Origin of the sequence: Aureimonas sp. AU40 (assembly GCF_001463785.1) — a bacterium.
In the GTDB taxonomy this organism is placed as follows: Bacteria; Pseudomonadota; Alphaproteobacteria; order Rhizobiales; family Rhizobiaceae; genus Aureimonas.
The window spans coordinates 1-17,777 of the sequence record NZ_BBWL01000045.1 but is presented as its reverse complement, the minus strand read 5'-3'; the positions used below and the strand labels follow the sequence as shown (position 1 = coordinate 17,777).

The window sequence follows — 17,777 nt, the reverse complement described above, 5'->3', positions numbered from 1 at the left end:
CAACGGCATGGATCTCAGATGAAACTCTTCATCGCCGCTCTCGGAACCGAGACGAACACATTCTCTCCCATTCCCACGGGCCGGTCCGCCTTCGAAGACGATCTCTACCTCCTGTCAGACGCGTCCCGCACCTCCCGGCACTGGTTCGCCGGCCCGATGCGCGAATGGCGACGGCTCGGCGAGGCCGAGGGCTACGAGGTCGTGGAGAGCCTGTCGGCCTTCGCCCAGCCCGCCGGCCCGACCCGCCAGGACGTCTGGGAAGAACTGCGCGACCGCATTCTCGCCGATCTCGACGCGGCGGGTCCGGTCGACATGGCGCTGCTTCAGCTGCACGGGGCGATGGTGGCTGACGGGGAGCCCGACTGCGAGGGAGAGCTGCTGCGCGCGATCCGGGCGCGCCTCGGGCCGGAGGCCATCGTCGGTGTCGAGCTCGACCTCCATTGCCACCTGACGGACCGTATGGTGAGCGCCGCCAGCGTCGTGCTCGCCTACAAGGAATATCCCCATATCGACGTAGACGACCGGGCCCGCGACCTGTTTCAGCTGTGCCACGACGCGCGCGCGGGGCGGACCCGGCCCGTCGTCGCGGTGGCCGACTGCCGGATGCTCGGCGTCTGGCGCACGCCGCAGGAGCCGGTGCGCGGCTTCGTGGATCGGATGAGCGCGGCGGAAGGAAAGGACGGCGTTCTCTCCCTCTCCTTCGTGCATGGCTTTCCCTGGGCGGATGTGCCCGAGGTCGGCGCCAAGATCATCGCCGTGACGGATGGCGACGCGCATCTGGCGCGGCGCACCGCCAGCCATCTGGCCGAGGAAATCTGGACCCTTCGCGATCGGACCACCGAGCGGCTGCTGGGCCTGGACGAGGCCGTGCAAATGGCCCTCTCGCCGCCCGACGGGCTGACGGTGCTGGCCGATGTCTCCGACAACGCAGGAGCGGGATCGGCGAGCGATTCCACGTTCCTTCTGCGCGCCTTGGTGAACGCGGGCGCGCGGCGCTGCCTCACCGGCTGCTACTGGGACCCGGTCGCCGTGCGCATCTGCATGGACGCGGGCGAAGGCGCGCGCTTGTCGCTGCGCATTGGCGGCAAGACCAGCCCGATGTCGGGCGATCCCGTGGATCTGCATGTGCGCGTTCTCGCGCTTCGGCGGGACGCTTTCCAGACCTTCGGCAATGGCAAGCAGGCCATGGGCGACACGGTGCTTCTGGAGGCGGACGGCCTGCATCTCGTCCTCAACGCGCTGCGCACGCAGACCTTCCATCCCGATGCCTACACGCAATTCGGCGTGGCCCTGCGCGACTACGACACGGTGTTCGTCAAGTCCGCGCAGCACTTCAACGCCGGCTTCGCGCCGGAGGCCGATCGCGTCGTCTATGTCGGCGTCGAAGGCAGCGCATCGCCGGACTTCGCCTCGCTCCACCTGCCGAGCGCCGCGCGCCCGCTTTGGCCGATCGTCGACAACCCGTTCGCCATCGACCCGATCCGGCAGGGGGCGGCATGAGCGAGGGCGCGCCGCTTCTGCAGCTGCGCGGCATCGCCAAGAGCTATGGCGCGCACCGCGTCCTGTCGGGAGTCGATCTCCAGCTCGACCGGGGCGAGTCCATCGCGCTGATCGGCGAGAACGGGGCGGGAAAATCGACCTTCTCGCGCATCCTGACGGGTGTGGCGCAGCCGGACGAGGGCGAGATCCTCCTGGACGGAGAGCGCGTCAGCTTTTCCGCGCCGCGCGCCGCGCTCGCCAAGGGCATCGCCTTCATTCCGCAGGAGCTGGCCTATCTGCCCGACATGAGCGTGGCGGAGAACATCCTTCTCAACCAATGGCCCGCCCGCGCCGGGATGACGCGCCGCGCCGCCAGCATCGCGCGGGCAGAGGACGAGTGCCGGCGCTACGGCATCGACCTCGGCGACCTCTCGCGCCGCATGGGCGACCTCAAGCTCGCCGACCGTCAGATCGCCGAAATCGCCAAGGCGCTGACGCGCCGCGCGCGGCTCATCGTGCTGGACGAGCCGACGGCGGCGCTGAGCGAAGCCGAGAGCCGGGCGCTCTTCGCCATTCTCGGGCGGCTCAACGCCGAAGGCGTCGGCATCATCTACATCTCGCACCGGATGGACGAGGTCTTCGGCTTCAGCCACCGCGTCGCGGTGCTGCGCAACGGCTCGGTGGTGGCCGTGCGCCGACCGGCCGAGACGACGCCGGGCGAACTCATCGCCGACATGCTGGGGCAGGCCGCCGGCGAGGCCGTTCATCGCGGTGGGGCAGAGGCCCCGCGAGGCGAGCCGGTTCTACGTCTTGCCGACTGGCGCCATGGCGGCACGGTGGCGCTCCACGGCGTTTCGCTGGAGATCGGACGCCACGAAATCGTCGGCCTCTACGGCTTGCGCGGCTCGGGCACCGATCTTCTGGCCGAAGGGCTCGGCGGCCTGCGACCGGAGATGTCGGGCGAACTCGTCTTGAACAACGTCGCCCGGCCTCCCTTCCGCTCGCCCCTCGAAGCGAGGCGGGCCGGCGTCGCCTATCTCCCCGCCGAGCGCAAGCGCAACGGGCTCGTGCTGGGCCACGCCATCCGCAACAATCTCTCGGCCATGGTGCTGAAGCGCCTGTCGCGCTTCGGTTTCCTGCGGCAGGGGGCGGAGCGGCGGGCGGCGGGGGACGTCGCCAAGCGCTTCGACGTGCGCTGCCGCAGTATCGAGCAGCCCGTGGGCGAGCTCAGCGGCGGCAACCAGCAGAAGGTGCTTCTGGCCTCGCGCATGGCGGCCGACCCCGACGTGCTTGTGCTGCACGAGCCGACGCGCGGCGTCGATGTCGGCGCGCGCGTCCAGATCCATCATTTTCTTTCGGAAAACGCCTCGCGCGGCTGCGCGACGCTCCTCGTCACCTCCGATCTGGAGGAAGCGGTGGCGATCAGCGACCGGCTGCTCGTCATGCGCGAAGGGCGGATCGTCGGCACGCTGACCGGCGCGGGCAAGACGCAGGGCGCGGCCGTGGCGCTCGCGGCAGGACAGGACCTCGACCCCTCATGAACGACACCCCGATCATGTCCGCCACCGCCCCGCCGTCGGGCTTCGAGGCCAATCGCGCCAAAGCGGTCCGCCGCCTCGTGCAGACGCTGGGCATCGGCTTCTTCTACATCCTGGTTCTCGTTTTCTTCTCGATCGCCAGCGGCAATTTCTTCACCTATTCCAACGCCCTCAACATCCTGACCAATGTCGCGGTCATCGGCATCGTGGCGCTGGGACAGGCGCTGACGATCATCTCGGGCGGCTTCGACCTGTCGGTGGGCGGCACCATGCCGCTCGGCGCGGTTCTCTTCGCTCTCTTCTCCAACGCGGGCTACGGCTTTCCCTTGTCCTCAGCCCTGGTGCTGGCCGCCGGGGCCTGCGTCGGCCTGTTCAACGGGTTGGTCATCACCAAGCTGAAGATCAACCCGCTGATCGCGACGCTCGGAACGCTTTCGATCACGTCGGGCCTCGCCTTCACCGTGTCGGACGGCGTCACCATTCCGCTCACCGACGCGGCCGACGGCTGGCTCGCCGACTTCGCCTTCAACGGCGTCTCCTATTACCTCCTGGCCTTCGCGGTTCTGGCCGGCGCCATGGCGGTGCTTCTGCGCTTCACGCTGTTCGGGCGGATGCTCTATTCCGTCGGCGGCAATCGCGAGGCCAGCCATCTCGCCGGCATCCGCGTCGATGCGGTGACGGTCGCGGTCTACATGATCTGCGCCGCGCTCTCGGCCTTCGCCGGCATCGTCATCGCCAGCCAGCTTCTGGCGGGCTCGGCCACGGTCGGCTCGGACGCCGCCCTTTCCTCCATCGCGGCCGTGGTTCTGGGCGGCGCCTCGCTGACGGGCGGCATCGGCGGCATCGGCGGAACGCTGATCGGCGTCCTCATCCTCGGCACGATCGCCAACGGCATGGTGCTGATGCAGGTGCCGGCCTTCTACCAGCAGATCGCGACCGGCGCGATCCTGCTTCTGGGCGTCGGCTTCGCGCGGCTGCGCGAGAGCCTGTCGCAGCGCGCCGGCTGACCGTCACGGGCGGCGACCGCCCCCCGACCCTCTTCGTCCTCAACCCCGACCCACTGGAGAAGCCGCATGTCCTTCTGGTTCCGCAAAGCCCCTCTCGACCGCCGCCGGCTCCTGCGCGGCGTGGCTGCCGCCGGCCTTCTCGCGGCGCTGCCGCTTTCCTCGGCCTCGGCTCAGGACGCCCCGAAGGATCTCCACTTCTCCTTCGCCAACATCCAGGAGCAGGGCGAACTCTTCAAGCAGCTGGGCGACGGCCTCGCCAAGGCCGCCGATGTCGCCGGCATCAAGCTGTCGCGCTACAACAACAAGGCCGACGGCCCGACCACCAGCAACAACGCCCGGCTGATGGTGCAGGAAAAGCCCAACGTCATCATCGAATATACCGGCGTCGAAGGCATCGGCGCCTCGCTCAAACGCACCTTCGACCAGGCCGGCATTCCCTTCATCGCCGTCAACATTCCCGTGCCGGGCGGCCACTGGTTCAACCTCGTCAACAAGGAACTCGGCCAGGACGCGGCGAAGATCGTCGTGGACGCCGCCAAGGCCAAGGGCTGGACCGGCGCCGACACCACCGTCATCGTCGCCCAGGCCGCCTTCGCGGGCGTCGAGGTGAACGACTGCGTGCGCTATTTCTACACGACCGCGGCCGAGATGATGGGTCTCGACAAGGTCGAGCCCGCCGAGATCACCGCCAAGACCACGACCATGGGCAAGACCGGCATCCAGGTGGACGGCGAGGGCACGCTGGAAGACACCTACGCGGCGGTTAAGAACGTGCTGCAAACGGTGCCGCAGGACCGGCACATCCTCCTCTTCGCGGTCAACGACGACTCGGCCATCGGCGCGTGGCGCGCCGTCACCGAATCCGGGCGCGCCGACAAGGCGTTGATCGCGGGTCTCGGCGGATCGGTCGCGGCTCTGAAGGAGCTTCGCACCAACGCGAACTGGGTCGGCGAAGGCTCGATCTTCATGTCGGACTGGGGCCAGTACATCATGGCGATGGGCGTCGCGATCACGCAGGGCGTGACCCCGCCGGCGCTCACCAAGTCGCCCCAGATCGTGCTCTCGAAGCAGACGGTCGACAAGTATTACGACGCGAACGGCAAGGTCATCCTCCTGCCCCCGCTCGTACCGGAAAACGCCTATCTGAAGGACACGGGCGTTCTTCAGAAGTTCAAGAACGTCGAAGGGCTCTGATAATCTTCAAACGGCGCGGCGCTTGCCGCCGCGCCGTTTCTACCAGAAGGGGAACGGGATGGAACCGCTGGAGACGAACGGGCTGGGCGACGAGACCTGCGGGCGGCTTTCGCTGTTCGCGAAGGACCTGTCGACCGGGCGCACGATCGAGGCCGATGCGGACCGCGTGATGGGCACGGCGAGCTGCATCAAGCTCTTCATCCTGATCGAGCTTCTGCGCCGCGTCAGCGCGGGAGACCTCGCGCTGGGCGACCGGATCGCGGTGCACGCGCGGCAGCAGGTCGGCGGCTCCGGCATCCTGAAGGCCCTGTCGGCCGGGCTCGACATGACGCTGCGCGACGCCGCCGTCCTGATGATGGCGCTCAGCGACAACACCGCGACCAACATGTTGATCGACCTCCTCGGCCTGGAGCGGATCAACCGGACCGCCACCGAGCTCGGCTGCGCGCACACGCGGCTGATCAACCGGATCGACTTCAAGGCGATCGGCGGCGACATCACCAAACTCGCGGTCGGCACCACGCGCGACTTTGCCCTCGCGCTGGAACGCATCGCCAGCGGAACGCTGTTCTACGAGACCGCCTCGGCCGCCGCGCTCGACATTCTGAGCTGCCAGCTCCATGTCGATCTTCTGCCGCGCTACCTCTCCTTCAACCCTTACGCAAAAGACCTCGGCGCCAGCCAGGATCTCTGGGTCGCCAACAAGACGGGCTTCTTCCCCGGCTTTCGCGGCGACGTCGCGATCTTCACCCTGCCGGACCGCCGCATCGTCGCCGCCGCCTTTCTGGACGACATCGAAGACCTCTCCTTCGCGCCGGAAAACCCAGGAGCCCGCCGGCTCGGCGAGGTCGGCGCCGCGCTTCTCGCTCGACTCGCCGGATAGGAAGCGAGCCGGGCGGGCCGACTTTTCAACCCGCCATCGATCCATTGGGGGCTGTGCAAGCCCCAATACCGCCTGCCGACAAGCGGACCTTGCACGGGATTACCCCGCGTGGCGGCCGGCTCCATCGTCTCCATAGGTCTGCGACGTTCCCTTGCGGCTTCGCTTGGCCGCGTAGAGCGCGGCGTCGGCCTGGCGCAGCAGGATCTCGCGATCACCGTCAGCGCTCGCGGACCACGCGATCCCGACCGTTCCCGCAACTTTCGCGGTATGTCCGGGTTCGCCGCCGTCGAAGCGCAAATCCCGCAGAAGCGCCTCGACCATCGACATCAGCCCGGAGCGGCCAAGCTCGACCGGCACGATGACCGCGAACTCGTCGCCGCCCAGGCGTGCCGGGAAGCACCCGTCCTGGCCAAGCTTGCGAAGCCGATCGGCCACACGGCGCAGCACGTCGTCGCCCGCCGCGTGGCCCAGCGCGTCGTTGACGCCCTTGAACCCGTCGAGGTCGATCAGGAGCACCGCCAGTTCCTGGCCCTGCGCGCGCGCGTCGTGAAGGCGCTTGTCCAGCACGCGGTTGAACTCCGCCCGGTTGGGAAGCTGTGTCAGATCGTCGGTGCGCGCCTGGTGTCGAAGACGCTCCTCCAGCCTGTGCCGATCCGTGATGTCTTGGACCAGTCCGATAAGGGCGGTGGGACTGCCCTTCGACAACTCGATCTCGCAGGAAACGCGCACGCGGCGCGCGTTGCCCTTGGCCGTCACATAGTCCGTGTCCATCTCGAAGGGCTCGCCCGTATCCAGAGTGCGCAACACCGCATCGAGAAAGCGTGTGCGATCGGGCTCCGGGAAAAAGTTCAGGAGCTCGCCGTTCGGCACGCCGCCGCTGACGGGGAGCTCGTGGATCGCGAAGACGCCATCGGACCAGACCGTCGTGTTCTGGGCGATGTCGTAGCGATACGACCCCATGTCGGCCATACGCTCGGCTTGCTTGAACTGGCGTCGCTCGCGCTCCAGTCGCTCCACCGCCAAACGGCGCTGTTCGGCCGCCTCGGCTGCCCGCAGGGCCACGGCGCGCGCATCGACGAGGGCTTCCGCCAGACAAGCGAGCTTGTTGAGGATGTCGAGGTCGCTGGCCTTCGGCTCGCGCGGCTTGTCGTCGAGAACGCAGAGCGTTCCGATCGTCACCCGGTCGCCGTTCACGAGGCGAACGCGCACCGGCACGCCGGCGTAGAAGCGGATATGCGGCTCGCCCGCCACGAAGGGGCTGGCGGCGAAGCGCGGATCGAGGCTCGCATCGGCAACCATGAGGGGCGCCTCGGTCTCGAACACCACCGTGCACAGAGCCGGGCCCCGCTCGGTCCAGGGCGCCAGCGGGCCGCAGCGCGCCTTGAACCATTGGCGCTCGGGATCGATCAGCGTGACGGACGACATGCTCGTCCCCAGCACCTGCTGCGCGAGCTGGGCCAGCGTATCGAACTCCGCTTCGGGCGGTGTATCCAGCAAGGCGATCTCGGCCAGAGCCTTCTGGCGAAGAGCCTCGCGCTGGGTGTCGGGCATGCGTTGTCCTCAACCGACAGGGGCCATGGGACCGGTAGGCTTGCCCATGCCGGATGCCTACCTTAGAATCTTTAAGGCCGGGTGATTTCGGCCATCACGATAAACGGCGCAAAACGTCGGCTCGCCGCCCCCTGCATCATTCGAGGCGGACGGTTCAAACGACGAGACCGAGGCGCAGAAGGCTTTCGGCGCTCGCCACGATCGCCTCGCGCGCGGAGCGCGGCGACCAGCCGAGAACCCGCCGGGCCTTGGCGCCGCTGGCGTCGCGGCGCTTTGCGGGGTCGCTCGAGGGCTGGCTGGGTTCGAGAAGAGATGCGGCGACGTCGGCCTCGCGGGCGGCCCGCAGCACCCGCAGGCTGCCGTCGCGCGCGGGCGCGATCAACTCGTTCTCGTCCTCCGGCTGGCGTACCGGAAAGGGCGAGGCGACGTGCAGGACCATGTCGCAACCCGCGACGGCCGCTTCCCACCCCGCGTCGCTTAAGAGGTCGGCCGCGGCAAAGGACAGCGGCGCGTCGGCAGCCGCGCCATTGGCCTCCAGAACCGCTCTCAACGACGCTTGCCTGTCGAGATCGCGGAGCGTGGCGCGAACGTCATGTCCCTCGCGAAGCAGTTGAAGAATGCATTGGCCACCCAGGAAGCCGCTGCCGCCGGTGACAAGAACTGTGCTCATGGGATCTCCTTCGCACCGAACTAATCCGCTAGGATCGAGGACTTCAACTAGGATGGATTTCAAGACCTGGGATGAACAACCAGACTATCGAGCCCCGCATCTATGGCGATGACTGCGACGAGTGTACGGGCCCGGAGCCCATCGATGTCATGCACTTCCAGCGCGCGATCCGGGCGATCACCGGCAAATGGAAGATCGAGATCGTGTGCAGCCTCGTCACCGGTCCAAGACGCTTCGGCGAGCTCCGGCGCCTTCTGCCGGGCATCACCCAGCACATGCTGACGGAGCAGCTGCGAGACCTCGCGGCCAATGGCATCGTCATCCCCACGGCCTTCGCCGAGCTCCCCTTGAGGGTCGAATACGAGCTGTCGCAGGCCGGCATAGACTTGATGCCGACCTTCGAAGCGTTGCGGCAATGGTCGCTGAAATACGACGGCCAGCTTGTGGCGCGGTAGCGGGCCGCCACCCCGAAGGACCAATCCTGAGGATGCCGCAAGAGCGGGTGCCGTTCGCTCAAGACCCTAGACCGTCGGCACCGTTCCGCCGTCGATGACATATTCCGTGCCGGTGATCGACGCCGCCCTCGGCGAGACGAGGAAGGCGATCAGGTCGGCGACCTCCTGCGGCTTGGCGGGGCGGCCGAGCGGAATGCCGCCGAGGCTCGCCATGATGATGCGCTTGCCACCCTCGTAGTCCGTGCCCGCCTGTTCGGCGAGGCGCTCCGCCAGCCGCATGGCGGCCTCCGTCTCGACCCAGCCCGGCGAAACGCGCACGACGCGAACGCCCTTCGGCGTAACCTCCTTCGACAGCGCCTTGCTGTAGGTGGCGAGCGCCCCTTTCGCCGCCGCATAGGCGATCGTCGATTCCGGCAGCGGCAGCTCGCGCTGGATGGAGGTCACGTGGATCACACCCCCCGAGCCGCGGTGCGTCATTCCCGGCAGAAAGGCTCGGTCGAGCCGGACCGCCGTCATGAGATTGCGGTTGATCTCGCTCGCCCAGATGTCGTCGTCCAGCGCGGCATAGCCGCCGCCCGGCGCGTTAGACCCGCCCAGGACGTTGACGAGAATGTCTACCCCGCCGAGTTCGGACAAAGCGAAGCGCGCGAACTCGGCGCATCCCTCCGCCGACGTGAGATCGGCGGCCTTGAAGCGCACCGTCTCGGGCAGCCCTTTTGACACCGAGCGCGCCGCTGTTGCGACGGCGGCACCCGCAGAGGCGAGCGCGGTCACCACGGCGCCCCCGACCCCTTTGGTGCCGCCAGTCACCACCGCGCGCAAGCCGGTGAGATCGATCCAAGGCCCGCTCATCACGCAATCTCCAAGGCGGCGATACGGTCGTTGTTCAGGGTGAAGCGGTGGTCGAGAACCACGGGGCTGCCGGGAAAGGCGCCCGTCACCTCCGCCAGCACGATAACAATGCCGTCCGGCGTTTCGACGGAGAGCGGGCGCGCGATAAACGGGGTGCGCGCCATCGTGTCGATGCGCCACGCGCGGATCGCATCGAGGCCCCCGTATGCTCTCGTCTTGTCCCGCACTTTGGCATCCCCGGCGAAGACGCGGGCGAGATCGGCGACGGTGGCGTCCGTCGGCAGCGAGAAGTTGAGCGCAATGAGTTCGGGTAGAAGCGGCATGTCGTCACCAAAGCTTCTTGGTTGTCATGCCCGTGCAGTCGTCCTATCCCGTAGATATGACAAGTACGCACGAAAAAGTCGGGCACTTACCCGGAAGTAAGTCCATGGCACATACCGCGATGACGGCGGCCTCCGGCATCGAGGCGGCGTTCGGCATGCTGGAGGGGCGCTGGAAGCTGGTGATCCTGTTTCACCTCTTCGGCGGCAGGCTTCTGCGCTTCTCGGATCTCGAACGGGCGATCCCCGCCGTCTCGCAGAAAATGCTGATCCAGCAGCTCCGGCAGATGGAGGCGGATGGCATCGTCACCCGTCTCGTGCATCCTCAGGTGCCGCCCAAGGTCGAGTACGGGCTGACCGAATGGGGCCAATCGCTTTGCCCGGCCCTGGACGCGCTTCTGACCTGGGCCGAAGCCAAGCCCTAGAGCATCACCAGGCAAAGCGGACACGCTCTGCCTGGTGGAAGGTTCAAACGTATTTGCGCCAGTCGTGCTCTTCCCGGAAGCCCAATACCTCCCGGATCTTGCGGTTGGAGAGCGGCGCCTCGTTCGGGCCCATCTCGCGCGTCACGGGCACATTGGGGCAGTGCATGGCCAGAAACTCCGTCGTCGGCATGTCCGCGGTAATCGTGTCGTTGGTCGCGTTGAAGACCTGGAAGCCGAGGCCGTCCGTCTCGATGCAGCGATGGACGATCTGGCCGAGATCGCGCGCGTCGATATAGCTCCAGGCGTTTCGCTTGCGCGACATCGGGTCGGCGACGAAGCCGGGAAACTGCGCGTATTCGTGCGGCTCGATCACGTTGCCGATCCGCAACGCGTAGATATCGGCGCCCGAGCGCATGGCGAAGGCGCGCGCGGTCTTCTCGTTGAGAAGCTTCGACAGGCCGTAGCTGTCCATCGGATCGCTGTCGTAATCCTCCTCCAGCGGGAAGGAATGGAAGTCCTTGTCGCCTTCCGCGAAGCAAACGCCGTAGGTGGTCTCCGACGAGGCGATGATGATCTTCCTGACGCCGAGCTTAACCGCCGCCTCGATGACGTTATAGGTGCCGATCGTGTTGATGCGGAAGGTCTCGTTGTCGGGCTTGAGAAGCACGCGCGGCACGGCCGCGAAATGCACCACCGCGTCGGGCGCGGCCGGCAGGCGTCCGGTCTCGTAGCCGTCGAAGCCGAAATGGGTGGAGAGCGCGTTGAACATCTGCCCGTTGTCGGCGATGTCGGCATAGAGCGTGTTTACGCCGGGAACATCGGTCGGCGCGAGGTCGACATTGAGGACGGCGTGGCCCTGGTCGACGAGATATCGCACCGCGTGGCGGCCGGCCTTGCCGGATCCGCCGGTGAAGACGATTCGCTTGCTCATGATGAAGTCCCTTTGATTGGTGCGGACGGCGACGGGCCGTCTCGATGTATCAGGTTCTCGAACGAAGCGTGCGGATGCCGTCGGAGAAAGACGCCAGACTTCGGTCCTCGCCAACCAGAATGGCCAACATCGCGCCCGCCAAGTCCTTCGCCTTCCCGTACCGCTCCTGCGCCATGCCGCCGACATCCCCCCGGCCTCGCGTGGTCGATGTCGAGCCCCTCTCCACATCCTTCGAACGCATTGCCGCCCATGTCGACAGTTTTGTCCACTTGACAAACGGACAAAATCGTCCGATTTCCTGGCTATGTCCAAGCTTCGCATCGACGCCGCCCAGAACCGGGCGGACATTCTCGCCGCCGCCGAGATCGTGTTCGCCGAGCATGGGGTGAACGCGCCTCTCGATCTCGTGCGGCAGCAGGCCGATGTCGGCCGCGCGACGCTTTATCGAAACTTTCCCGATCGCCATGCGCTGCTGGTCGCGCTCTTGGATCGTGCGGTGGAACGGACAGCGGAGCATATCGGCGGCCTCGGCGAGGACCCGAACGCCCTGTTCAGCATTCTCCGGTTCATCGCCGAGACGCTCTGCACCAACACGGCGCTTTCGGACTATTGGCGCGCCGCCTATCCCGAAATGCCCGAGACGGTGCGGGCGCGCGAATGGTTGTTCGATCTCGTCCGCCCTCATCTGGAGCGGGCGATAAAGGCCGGCGTCTGCCGTTCCGACCTGACGATCGAGGACGTGTCGCTGCAGACCAGCATGCTGGGCGCCGCCCTTCGAGGCCGCACGCCGGAGGAGCGCGCGCGTCTGGCCGCCCGCGCCCTGTCCTTCCTGATCGACGGCCTGCGGGCACGGCCCGAGCTGTTATGAAACAGCCCATCCTGCTGGAGACCCCGCCGAATTGGACGGCGGACGAGCGGCCGATGATGCCCGGCTCGCCCGCGACGCCCTACCACCGCCCGCCGGTTCGCCTCGCCTATGCCCTGGTCGGCGTTCTGGTGGGGATCACCGGCGGCCTCGGCAACGCGCTGATCTCGGCCAATCTGCCGCAGATCCAGGGTCATCTCGGCCTCACCCCGGTGGAAGGCGCCTGGTTGCCGGCGGCCTATGTGATGACCAACGTCACGTCGAACCTGATCCTGTTCAAGGCGCGGCAGCAGTTCGGCATCCGGGCCTTTGCCGAGCTCGGCATCTTCGCCTACGTGCTCCTGACCCTCCTCCATCTCTTCGCCGACGACTACGCGACCGCGCTCCTGCTGCGCGCCGTCAGCGGCTTCGCCGCGGCCCCGATGAGCGCGCTGGGCCTCTACTACATCCTGCAGGCCTTTCCGAAGGCCCGGATGGGGTCGGGCCTGTGCATCGCCCTGGCGCTTTCGCAGCTCGCCGTCCCGCTCGCCTGGCTGATCTCGCCCTCGCTTCTGGACATCGGCGACTGGCACGGCCTCTACGTGTTCGAACTCGGCATGGCGCTCTGCTCCATGGCCGCGATGGTGGTCCTGAAGCTTCCGCCGGGGCTGCGCATCAAGGTCTTCGAGCCGCTAGACGTCCTGACGTTCCTTCTTCTCACCCCGGCCGTGGCGTTGATCGGCGCGGTTCTGGCGCAAGGCCGCGTCCAATGGTGGCCGGACCATCCCTGGATGGCCTTCGCGTTGGCGGCGGCGTTCCTCCTGATCCTCATCGCGGGCTTCATGGAGCATTACCGGGAGAACCCGCTGATCCAGACGCGGTGGCTGGGCGCCGCCGCGACGCTTCGCTTCGCGCTCGGCGCGCTCGGAATCCGGTTGCTCCTGTCGGAACAGACCTATGCGGCGACCGGGCTTCTGCGGACCCTCGGTATGGGGCCGGACCAGTTCCGCCCGCTTTATGCCGTCATCATGGCCGGGACCGCGATCGGCGCGGTCGCGGCGGCGGTGTTGTTCGGCCCCAAGCGTCTCGTGCCTCTCATCATCCTGTCGATGATCCTGATCCTGGCGGGCTCCGTGATGGACCAGGACGCGACCAATCTGACGCGGCCGCACGACCTGTTCCTCAGCCAGTTCCTGATCTCCTGCGCGGCCGGCATGTTCATGGGCCCGCTGGTGATCCTCGGCGTCATGCCGGCGCTGGCCAAGGGGGCGGACTACATCGTCACCTTCGTCGTTCTGTTCGCGGTATCGCAGAGTTTGGGCGGCCTGCTCGGTCCCGCCATTTTCGGAACGTTCCAGCAGTACAGGCAGCACGAATATTCCGCGCAGATGACCGCCAATGTCGATCCGACCGATCCGGTGGTCGCCCAGCGCCTGCGCCTCCAGGCGCAGGTCTATGCGCCGGTGATCACCGACCCCGTGCGCCGCAACGCGCAGGGCACGGCCCTCCTGTCCCAAAGCGCGACGCGCGAGGCCAACGTTCGCGCCTACAACGACGTCGTGGTGCTCAACACCCTTATCGCACTCGCCTTTCTGTCCTGGACGCTCGTTCGAACGGTGATCCTCAGCCGGAATGCCAAACCCGCTACGGGCGCGATTGCCACCGCCAAGGGAGCGGTCTGACCTTCATGGATACGATGCAGAATGGAAGCGACCAGCGCCTCGCGGATCACAAGCGCGCGCCGGAGGATCGCGAGGCGCCCGGTGCGAGCCCCGCCACCCTGGCGACGGACGCCAGCCCCAGCGAGGGCAAGGGCGACGGCGCAGGGCAGCCTGCCGCTTCCGCCCCGCCCGCCCCGCCCACGCAGGCGCCCGCCGACGACGGCCCGCCGAAGAAGCTAAAGCCGAGGCTTTCCACGGTGCTGGCCATGGCGCTGGTCGCCATCGTCGGCGTCGGGCTGATCTTCTACGCCTGGCGTCTCGGCCCCTTCGCCAGCCCGATCGTGACCACGGAAAACAGCTATGTGCGCGGGCAGATCACCGTCCTCGCGCCGCAGGTGAATGGCTATGTCGCGGAGGTGATGGTCCGCGACTTCCAGCATGTGAAGGCCGACGACGCGCTGATCCGGATCGACGAGCGCATCTATCGCCAGGAACTGGAACAGGCCGAGGCCACCCGCGAGCAGGCCCGGGCCAATCTCGCCAATGCCGACCAGACCGTCGCGCAGAACGAGGCCGAGATCGGGGCGCGCGAGGCCGACCTCTTTCAGGCAGAAGCCGAGCTTGCCCGAGCGAAAGCCAATGCGGCGCGCGCCGACACCCTGACCAATCAGGGACTGAAGCCGCAGGCCGAGACCGACCAGGTCGTCGCCAATCTGCGTTCGGCCGAGGCCGGCGTCCTGCGCGCCAAGGCGGCCATCGAGATCGCCCGCCAGACCCTGCGCTCCACGCAGGTCAACAAGCGCAGTCTGGAGGCCAGCGTGCGTGTTGCCGACGCCCGGATCGGCCTTGCCAGGATCAACCTGTCCAACACCGTCATCCGCGCCCCGCGCGACGGGCAGGTCAGCGAAGCCTCCGTCAGACCGGGCCAATATGTCTCCGCCGGCTCGCAGCTCATGTTCCTGGTGCCCGAGGCGCTGTGGGTCGTGGCCAACTACAAGGAAACGCAGACCCATTACGTGCGGATCGGTCAGCCCGCTTCCTTCACGGTCGACGCCCTGGGCGGCCAGCGGTTCACGGGAACGGTGGTCGAGCTCTCGCCCGCGACGGGCTCGGAGTTCAGCGTGCTTCGTCCCGACAACGCCAGCGGCAATTTCACCAAGGTGGTGCAACGCCTTCCCGTGCGCATCGCGCCCGATCCGGATCAGCCCAATATCGAGCAGCTGCGTCCCGGCATGTCGGTGGTCACGCAGGTCGACACCGCAAGCGCCGCGCCGGCCGAAGAAGGCGCCCTCCGTCGCCTGCTACCGGACTTTCTGCTGCGGTGATCTGAACCATTTCGAAGCGATCAATCTCCCGCATGGGCGATGTGGGTTTCCGGGGCGCCTCCGAGGAGCCCCATGGCCCGCGCGAGGGAAACGGCCATCGTGCGCCGACTGGCTCCGAGCTTGGCGAAGAGGTTCTTGAGGTGGAACTTCGCGGTCGCCTCCGTGACGCCAAGTTCGCGGGCGATCTCCTTGTTGCTGAGCCCCTGCGCCAGAAGAGACAGGACATCCGCCTCTCGAACTGAAAGCAGACCCTCTCGCGGGCGAAGAGCGCCGTCCTCGCCGGTGGCGAGGATGCGGTTCAGAAAGGCGGCGCTGTCCTGCTCGAAGGCGCTGAGGCCCCAGCGCCGCACCATGCCCCGCACGGTCTCGCGGAACGGCTCGCCCTCGAACACGAAGGGCTCCAGGAGATCCTGCGGCTTGGCCAGTTGGGTCGCGCGCTCGAGATGGAGACGCGCCACCTCCGCGTCGCCGCAGGAAAACGCGGCCTCCGCCAGAAGGATCTGCGCGGTCAGACCGCTCAGCGCATCGTCCTCCTCGCGCGCGCCAGCCAGGAAGGCGAGAAGGTCGTCCCGCGCCCCGGCCGCATCGCCGCCCCGGAGCCTCAGCCTTGCCAGCGTCACCTGCCCGTCGCGCTGCTGGCGGCGCGCCGGCCAGCCATCTTCCCGTTCCGGGTCGGGCAGAGCTGCCGCGGCCTCGCGCGCCGGCGAAAGCATCAGGGCGGAGGTCAGGGTCTCGACGCGGAGAATGTCCGCGACGAGGCGCAGGCGCGGCAGGCCCCGGTCTTCCGCAACATCGCGCGCGTCATCCGCCACGCGCAGCGCCGCTTCCACCCCGCCCAAGCGATAGCGGCAGCGGGCGAAGGTCACGAAGCCTCGTGTATAGACGTCGACCCAGCCTTCCCCGCGCGAGACGATCGGCAGCGCCTCGGCCAGCATGGCATCGGCGGCGCGCACATGCCCCTGTCGGTAGAGGATCTCGGCCATGGGAATGCGCGCGATCGCCAGAAGGTTTTCGTCCGTCCACTGCGTTCTTTGAACGAGGTCCTCGGCCTGCCGGGCGTAGGTCGCGGCGGCCGCCAGGCGACCGCCGAGAAGGTTCACAAGAGCCAGATGGATCAGCATGAAGGTCTGCGCGTAGGCGGCGCCCTCCTCCCGGTAGCAGTCGAGCGCCTTGACCGCATGGATGCGCGCCTGCCGCAGGCCACCGCGCCTCGTATGGGCGATGCAGAGATGATTGTGCAACCAGCCGCGCTCCCAGGTGTCCTTGAGGCGGTAGGAGCGCAGACGCGCTTCCAGCCAGTCGATCTGCTCGTCGCCGAGATGGCGGTCCTCGTAGGCGTCGAAGAGGCAGTCGATATGGACGAGGACCTGTTCGGGCAGTTCGGCCTCGGCATCCTCGCCGGTGAGGCCCTTCAGCTCGTCCAGCGCTTCGCGGGCCGCGCGGATCTGGCCTTCCTTCGCCATCACCAGCGCGGCGCAGAGGCGAAGGCCGGGCGAGGCGTGGACGACGGAGGGCGGCAGCCCGTCCAGGAGCCGGCGCAGCACCGTGTAGCCGGCGCGCAGGAAGAGGTCCACGCCGCCCGCCGCCCGGATCGTGTCGGCGGCGAAGCCGAAATCCTCGGCCTTCCCCGCATGGTGGACCGCCTTGACGATCTGCCCGTCCGAGGCGAACAGGGCCGCCGCCTGCGAATGGCGCGTCTTCACCAGGGCGGCGGGCAGATCGAGCGCCAGAACGCCGCGCACCAGCGGATGCAGGAGGAACCAGCCAGGTCGCTCCGCCAGAGGGGCGACGATCGGGTACAGCGCCTCCAGGCGCTCCGCCGCCCGAGTCTCGTCCAGCCCGGCCAGCCGGCAGGCGAAGGCGGGATGGATCTCGTCCAGGATCGCGGCGGCCAAAAGGAGCTCCCGGGTGTCCGCCGTCCATCCAGAGACGATCTCCTCGCGCAGAAAGGTTCGGATGTCGCAGTGCAGCCCGGAAAGCAGTCGGGATCGCTCGTGCGGGTCGACGGCCCCGGCGAGCCGGGGGACGATCAGCTTCACCAGCGCGGGCCAGCCCCGCGTCGCCAGTTGAAGGGTTTCGAGGTCCCCGGGCGCGAGCGAGCCGCAGAGATGGCGCATCTCGTTGCGGGCGAAGGCGAGATCGTCAGCGCCGATCTCCGCCAGAAGACCGCGCATGCGAAATCTAGACAGGGGCGCGCTGGGTGTGGTTCGCATCGAGACCACCAGCCGCAGCTTGTCGGGAAGCGCGGCGAGAAGCGAGGCCATACCCTCGTAATCCCCAGCGAAGCCATCCAGAAAGATCGTGACGCGCGGCGCGGGGATGGCGACAAGCGCGTCGAGAATCCGATCGAGGCTCAGCCCGGGATCGGCCGCCAGATCGGTGAATCCCGCCGCTTGGGCCAGTTCGTTGGCAAAGGCCGCGCCATTCCGCGTGTCGGCGGTCAGCCAGACGACCTGCTCCCCGGCCGCGCGCAGGCTTTCGAAACCGGACGAAAGAAGCTCGGTCTTGCCGTAGCCGGCAGGCGCCTGGACGAGAACGAGCTGACCGTCCAACCCGGCCAGGACCCTGGCGACGAGTTGCCGACGCTCCAGGCTGCCGGCCGCGCGGCGCGGCGGGCGGAAGCGGTCGGACCGCCCATGGGC

At 67.7% G+C, this 17,777-nt stretch carries 16 protein-coding genes; 10 read left to right on the top strand and 6 right to left on the bottom strand.

All coding sequences use genetic code 11. The features are described 5' to 3' along the window. Positions 1-18: 18 nt before the first annotated feature. The 5 genes from AUL32_RS17680 (at position 19) to AUL32_RS17660 (ending at position 6,101) form a co-directional block, all read left to right on the top strand. Positions 19-1,500: a M81 family metallopeptidase gene (locus AUL32_RS17680; RefSeq protein ID WP_062117829.1), complete on the top strand. Its 1,482-nt coding sequence runs from the start codon at positions 19-21 to the stop codon at positions 1,498-1,500. After that, positions 1,497-3,020 carry a sugar ABC transporter ATP-binding protein gene (locus AUL32_RS17675; RefSeq protein ID WP_062117826.1) on the top strand — a complete coding sequence of 508 codons (1,524 nt, stop codon included), beginning with the start codon at positions 1,497-1,499 and terminating at the stop codon, positions 3,018-3,020. The genes AUL32_RS17680 and AUL32_RS17675 overlap by 4 nt, the downstream gene beginning before the upstream one ends. Continuing rightward, on the top strand, positions 3,017-4,024 hold the full coding sequence (locus AUL32_RS17670; protein WP_062117823.1) for an ABC transporter permease: 1,008 nt from the start codon (positions 3,017-3,019) through the stop codon (positions 4,022-4,024). The genes AUL32_RS17675 and AUL32_RS17670 overlap by 4 nt, the downstream gene beginning before the upstream one ends. A gap of 66 nt (positions 4,025-4,090) precedes the next feature. Beyond that, entirely contained in the window at positions 4,091-5,218 is a 1,128-nt protein-coding gene (locus AUL32_RS17665) for a sugar ABC transporter substrate-binding protein (protein ID WP_062117821.1), read from the top strand. 58 nt (positions 5,219-5,276) lie between these two features. Continuing rightward, positions 5,277-6,101, top strand: a complete 825-nt coding sequence (locus tag AUL32_RS17660) for a serine hydrolase (protein WP_062117818.1) — start codon at positions 5,277-5,279, stop codon at positions 6,099-6,101. Between the two features lie 99 nt (positions 6,102-6,200). Here the strand turns inward: AUL32_RS17660 and AUL32_RS17655 are convergent, their stop codons facing one another. Both AUL32_RS17655 and AUL32_RS17650 read right to left on the bottom strand, forming a co-directional pair. Further along, positions 6,201-7,652 (bottom strand): sensor domain-containing diguanylate cyclase, encoded by a 1,452-nt coding sequence (locus tag AUL32_RS17655; RefSeq protein ID WP_062117815.1) that lies wholly within the window; start codon positions 7,650-7,652, stop codon positions 6,201-6,203. A 154-nt stretch (positions 7,653-7,806) separates the two neighbouring features. Further along, entirely contained in the window at positions 7,807-8,322 is a 516-nt protein-coding gene (locus AUL32_RS17650; protein ID WP_062117812.1) for an NAD-dependent epimerase/dehydratase family protein, read from the bottom strand. A 71-nt stretch (positions 8,323-8,393) separates the two neighbouring features. Between AUL32_RS17650 and AUL32_RS17645 the strand changes: the two genes are divergently transcribed. Then, positions 8,394-8,777, top strand: coding sequence for a winged helix-turn-helix transcriptional regulator (locus AUL32_RS17645; RefSeq protein ID WP_062117809.1), 384 nt, complete (start codon positions 8,394-8,396; stop codon positions 8,775-8,777). Positions 8,778-8,843: 66 nt separating this feature from the next. Here the strand turns inward: AUL32_RS17645 and AUL32_RS17640 are convergent, their stop codons facing one another. Both AUL32_RS17640 and AUL32_RS17635 read right to left on the bottom strand, forming a co-directional pair. Continuing rightward, a complete protein-coding gene (locus tag AUL32_RS17640) occupies positions 8,844-9,629 on the bottom strand; it encodes an SDR family oxidoreductase (protein WP_062117807.1) in 786 nt (261 codons plus the stop codon). Then, positions 9,629-9,952 carry a hypothetical protein gene (locus tag AUL32_RS17635; protein WP_062117804.1) on the bottom strand — a complete coding sequence of 108 codons (324 nt, stop codon included), beginning with the start codon at positions 9,950-9,952 and terminating at the stop codon, positions 9,629-9,631. Before AUL32_RS17635 ends, AUL32_RS17640 begins: the two co-directional genes overlap by 1 nt. Positions 9,953-10,008: 56 nt before the next feature. Between AUL32_RS17635 and AUL32_RS17630 the strand changes: the two genes are divergently transcribed. Then, positions 10,009-10,374, top strand: coding sequence for a winged helix-turn-helix transcriptional regulator (locus tag AUL32_RS17630; protein ID WP_062117950.1), 366 nt, complete (start codon positions 10,009-10,011; stop codon positions 10,372-10,374). A 43-nt stretch (positions 10,375-10,417) separates the two neighbouring features. Here the strand turns inward: AUL32_RS17630 and AUL32_RS17625 are convergent, their stop codons facing one another. After that, the gene (locus AUL32_RS17625) at positions 10,418-11,305 is read right to left on the bottom strand and encodes an NAD-dependent epimerase/dehydratase family protein (protein WP_062117802.1); all 888 of its coding nucleotides are present in this window, start codon (positions 11,303-11,305) and stop codon (positions 10,418-10,420) included. Between the two features lie 304 nt (positions 11,306-11,609). On the opposite strand from AUL32_RS17625, the gene AUL32_RS17615 reads away from it, so the two are divergent. The 3 genes from AUL32_RS17615 to AUL32_RS17605 are packed head-to-tail and all read left to right on the top strand — an operon-like array spanning position 11,610 to position 15,135. Continuing rightward, entirely contained in the window at positions 11,610-12,173 is a 564-nt protein-coding gene (locus AUL32_RS17615; RefSeq protein ID WP_062117796.1) for a TetR/AcrR family transcriptional regulator, read from the top strand. Continuing rightward, positions 12,170-13,831, top strand: a complete 1,662-nt coding sequence (locus AUL32_RS17610; RefSeq protein WP_062117793.1) for an MFS transporter — start codon at positions 12,170-12,172, stop codon at positions 13,829-13,831. The genes AUL32_RS17615 and AUL32_RS17610 overlap by 4 nt, the downstream gene beginning before the upstream one ends. A gap of 5 nt (positions 13,832-13,836) precedes the next feature. Further along, entirely contained in the window at positions 13,837-15,135 is a 1,299-nt protein-coding gene (locus AUL32_RS17605; RefSeq protein ID WP_244497956.1) for an HlyD family secretion protein, read from the top strand. Between the two features lie 20 nt (positions 15,136-15,155). On the opposite strand, the gene AUL32_RS17600 is transcribed toward AUL32_RS17605, so the two are convergent. Beyond that, the coding region (locus tag AUL32_RS17600; RefSeq protein WP_062117790.1) for a LuxR C-terminal-related transcriptional regulator at positions 15,156-17,777 on the bottom strand (2,622 nt) is incomplete at its 5' end.

Excerpts from the sequence above, each read along its gene's own strand:
- AUL32_RS17650 (WP_062117812.1), bottom strand. The coding sequence starts at position 8,322 with ATGAGCACAGTTCTTGTCACCGGCGGCAGCGGCTTCCTGGGTGGCCAA.
- AUL32_RS17670 (WP_062117823.1), top strand. The coding sequence starts at position 3,017 with ATGAACGACACCCCGATCATGTCCGCCACCGCCCCGCCGTCGGGCTTC.
- AUL32_RS17680 (WP_062117829.1), top strand. The coding sequence starts at position 19 with ATGAAACTCTTCATCGCCGCTCTCGGAACCGAGACGAACACATTCTCT.
- AUL32_RS17660 (WP_062117818.1), top strand. The coding sequence starts at position 5,277 with ATGGAACCGCTGGAGACGAACGGGCTGGGCGACGAGACCTGCGGGCGG.
- AUL32_RS17630 (WP_062117950.1), top strand. The coding sequence starts at position 10,009 with ATGACAAGTACGCACGAAAAAGTCGGGCACTTACCCGGAAGTAAGTCC.
- AUL32_RS17610 (WP_062117793.1), top strand. The coding sequence starts at position 12,170 with ATGAAACAGCCCATCCTGCTGGAGACCCCGCCGAATTGGACGGCGGAC.
- AUL32_RS17605 (WP_244497956.1), top strand. The coding sequence starts at position 13,837 with ATGGATACGATGCAGAATGGAAGCGACCAGCGCCTCGCGGATCACAAG.
- AUL32_RS17655 (WP_062117815.1), bottom strand. The coding sequence starts at position 7,652 with ATGCCCGACACCCAGCGCGAGGCTCTTCGCCAGAAGGCTCTGGCCGAG.
- AUL32_RS17675 (WP_062117826.1), top strand. The coding sequence starts at position 1,497 with ATGAGCGAGGGCGCGCCGCTTCTGCAGCTGCGCGGCATCGCCAAGAGC.
- AUL32_RS17640 (WP_062117807.1), bottom strand. The coding sequence starts at position 9,629 with ATGAGCGGGCCTTGGATCGATCTCACCGGCTTGCGCGCGGTGGTGACT.
- AUL32_RS17635 (WP_062117804.1), bottom strand. The coding sequence starts at position 9,952 with ATGCCGCTTCTACCCGAACTCATTGCGCTCAACTTCTCGCTGCCGACG.
- AUL32_RS17625 (WP_062117802.1), bottom strand. The coding sequence starts at position 11,305 with ATGAGCAAGCGAATCGTCTTCACCGGCGGATCCGGCAAGGCCGGCCGC.
- AUL32_RS17615 (WP_062117796.1), top strand. The coding sequence starts at position 11,610 with ATGTCCAAGCTTCGCATCGACGCCGCCCAGAACCGGGCGGACATTCTC.
- AUL32_RS17645 (WP_062117809.1), top strand. The coding sequence starts at position 8,394 with ATGAACAACCAGACTATCGAGCCCCGCATCTATGGCGATGACTGCGAC.
- AUL32_RS17665 (WP_062117821.1), top strand. The coding sequence starts at position 4,091 with ATGTCCTTCTGGTTCCGCAAAGCCCCTCTCGACCGCCGCCGGCTCCTG.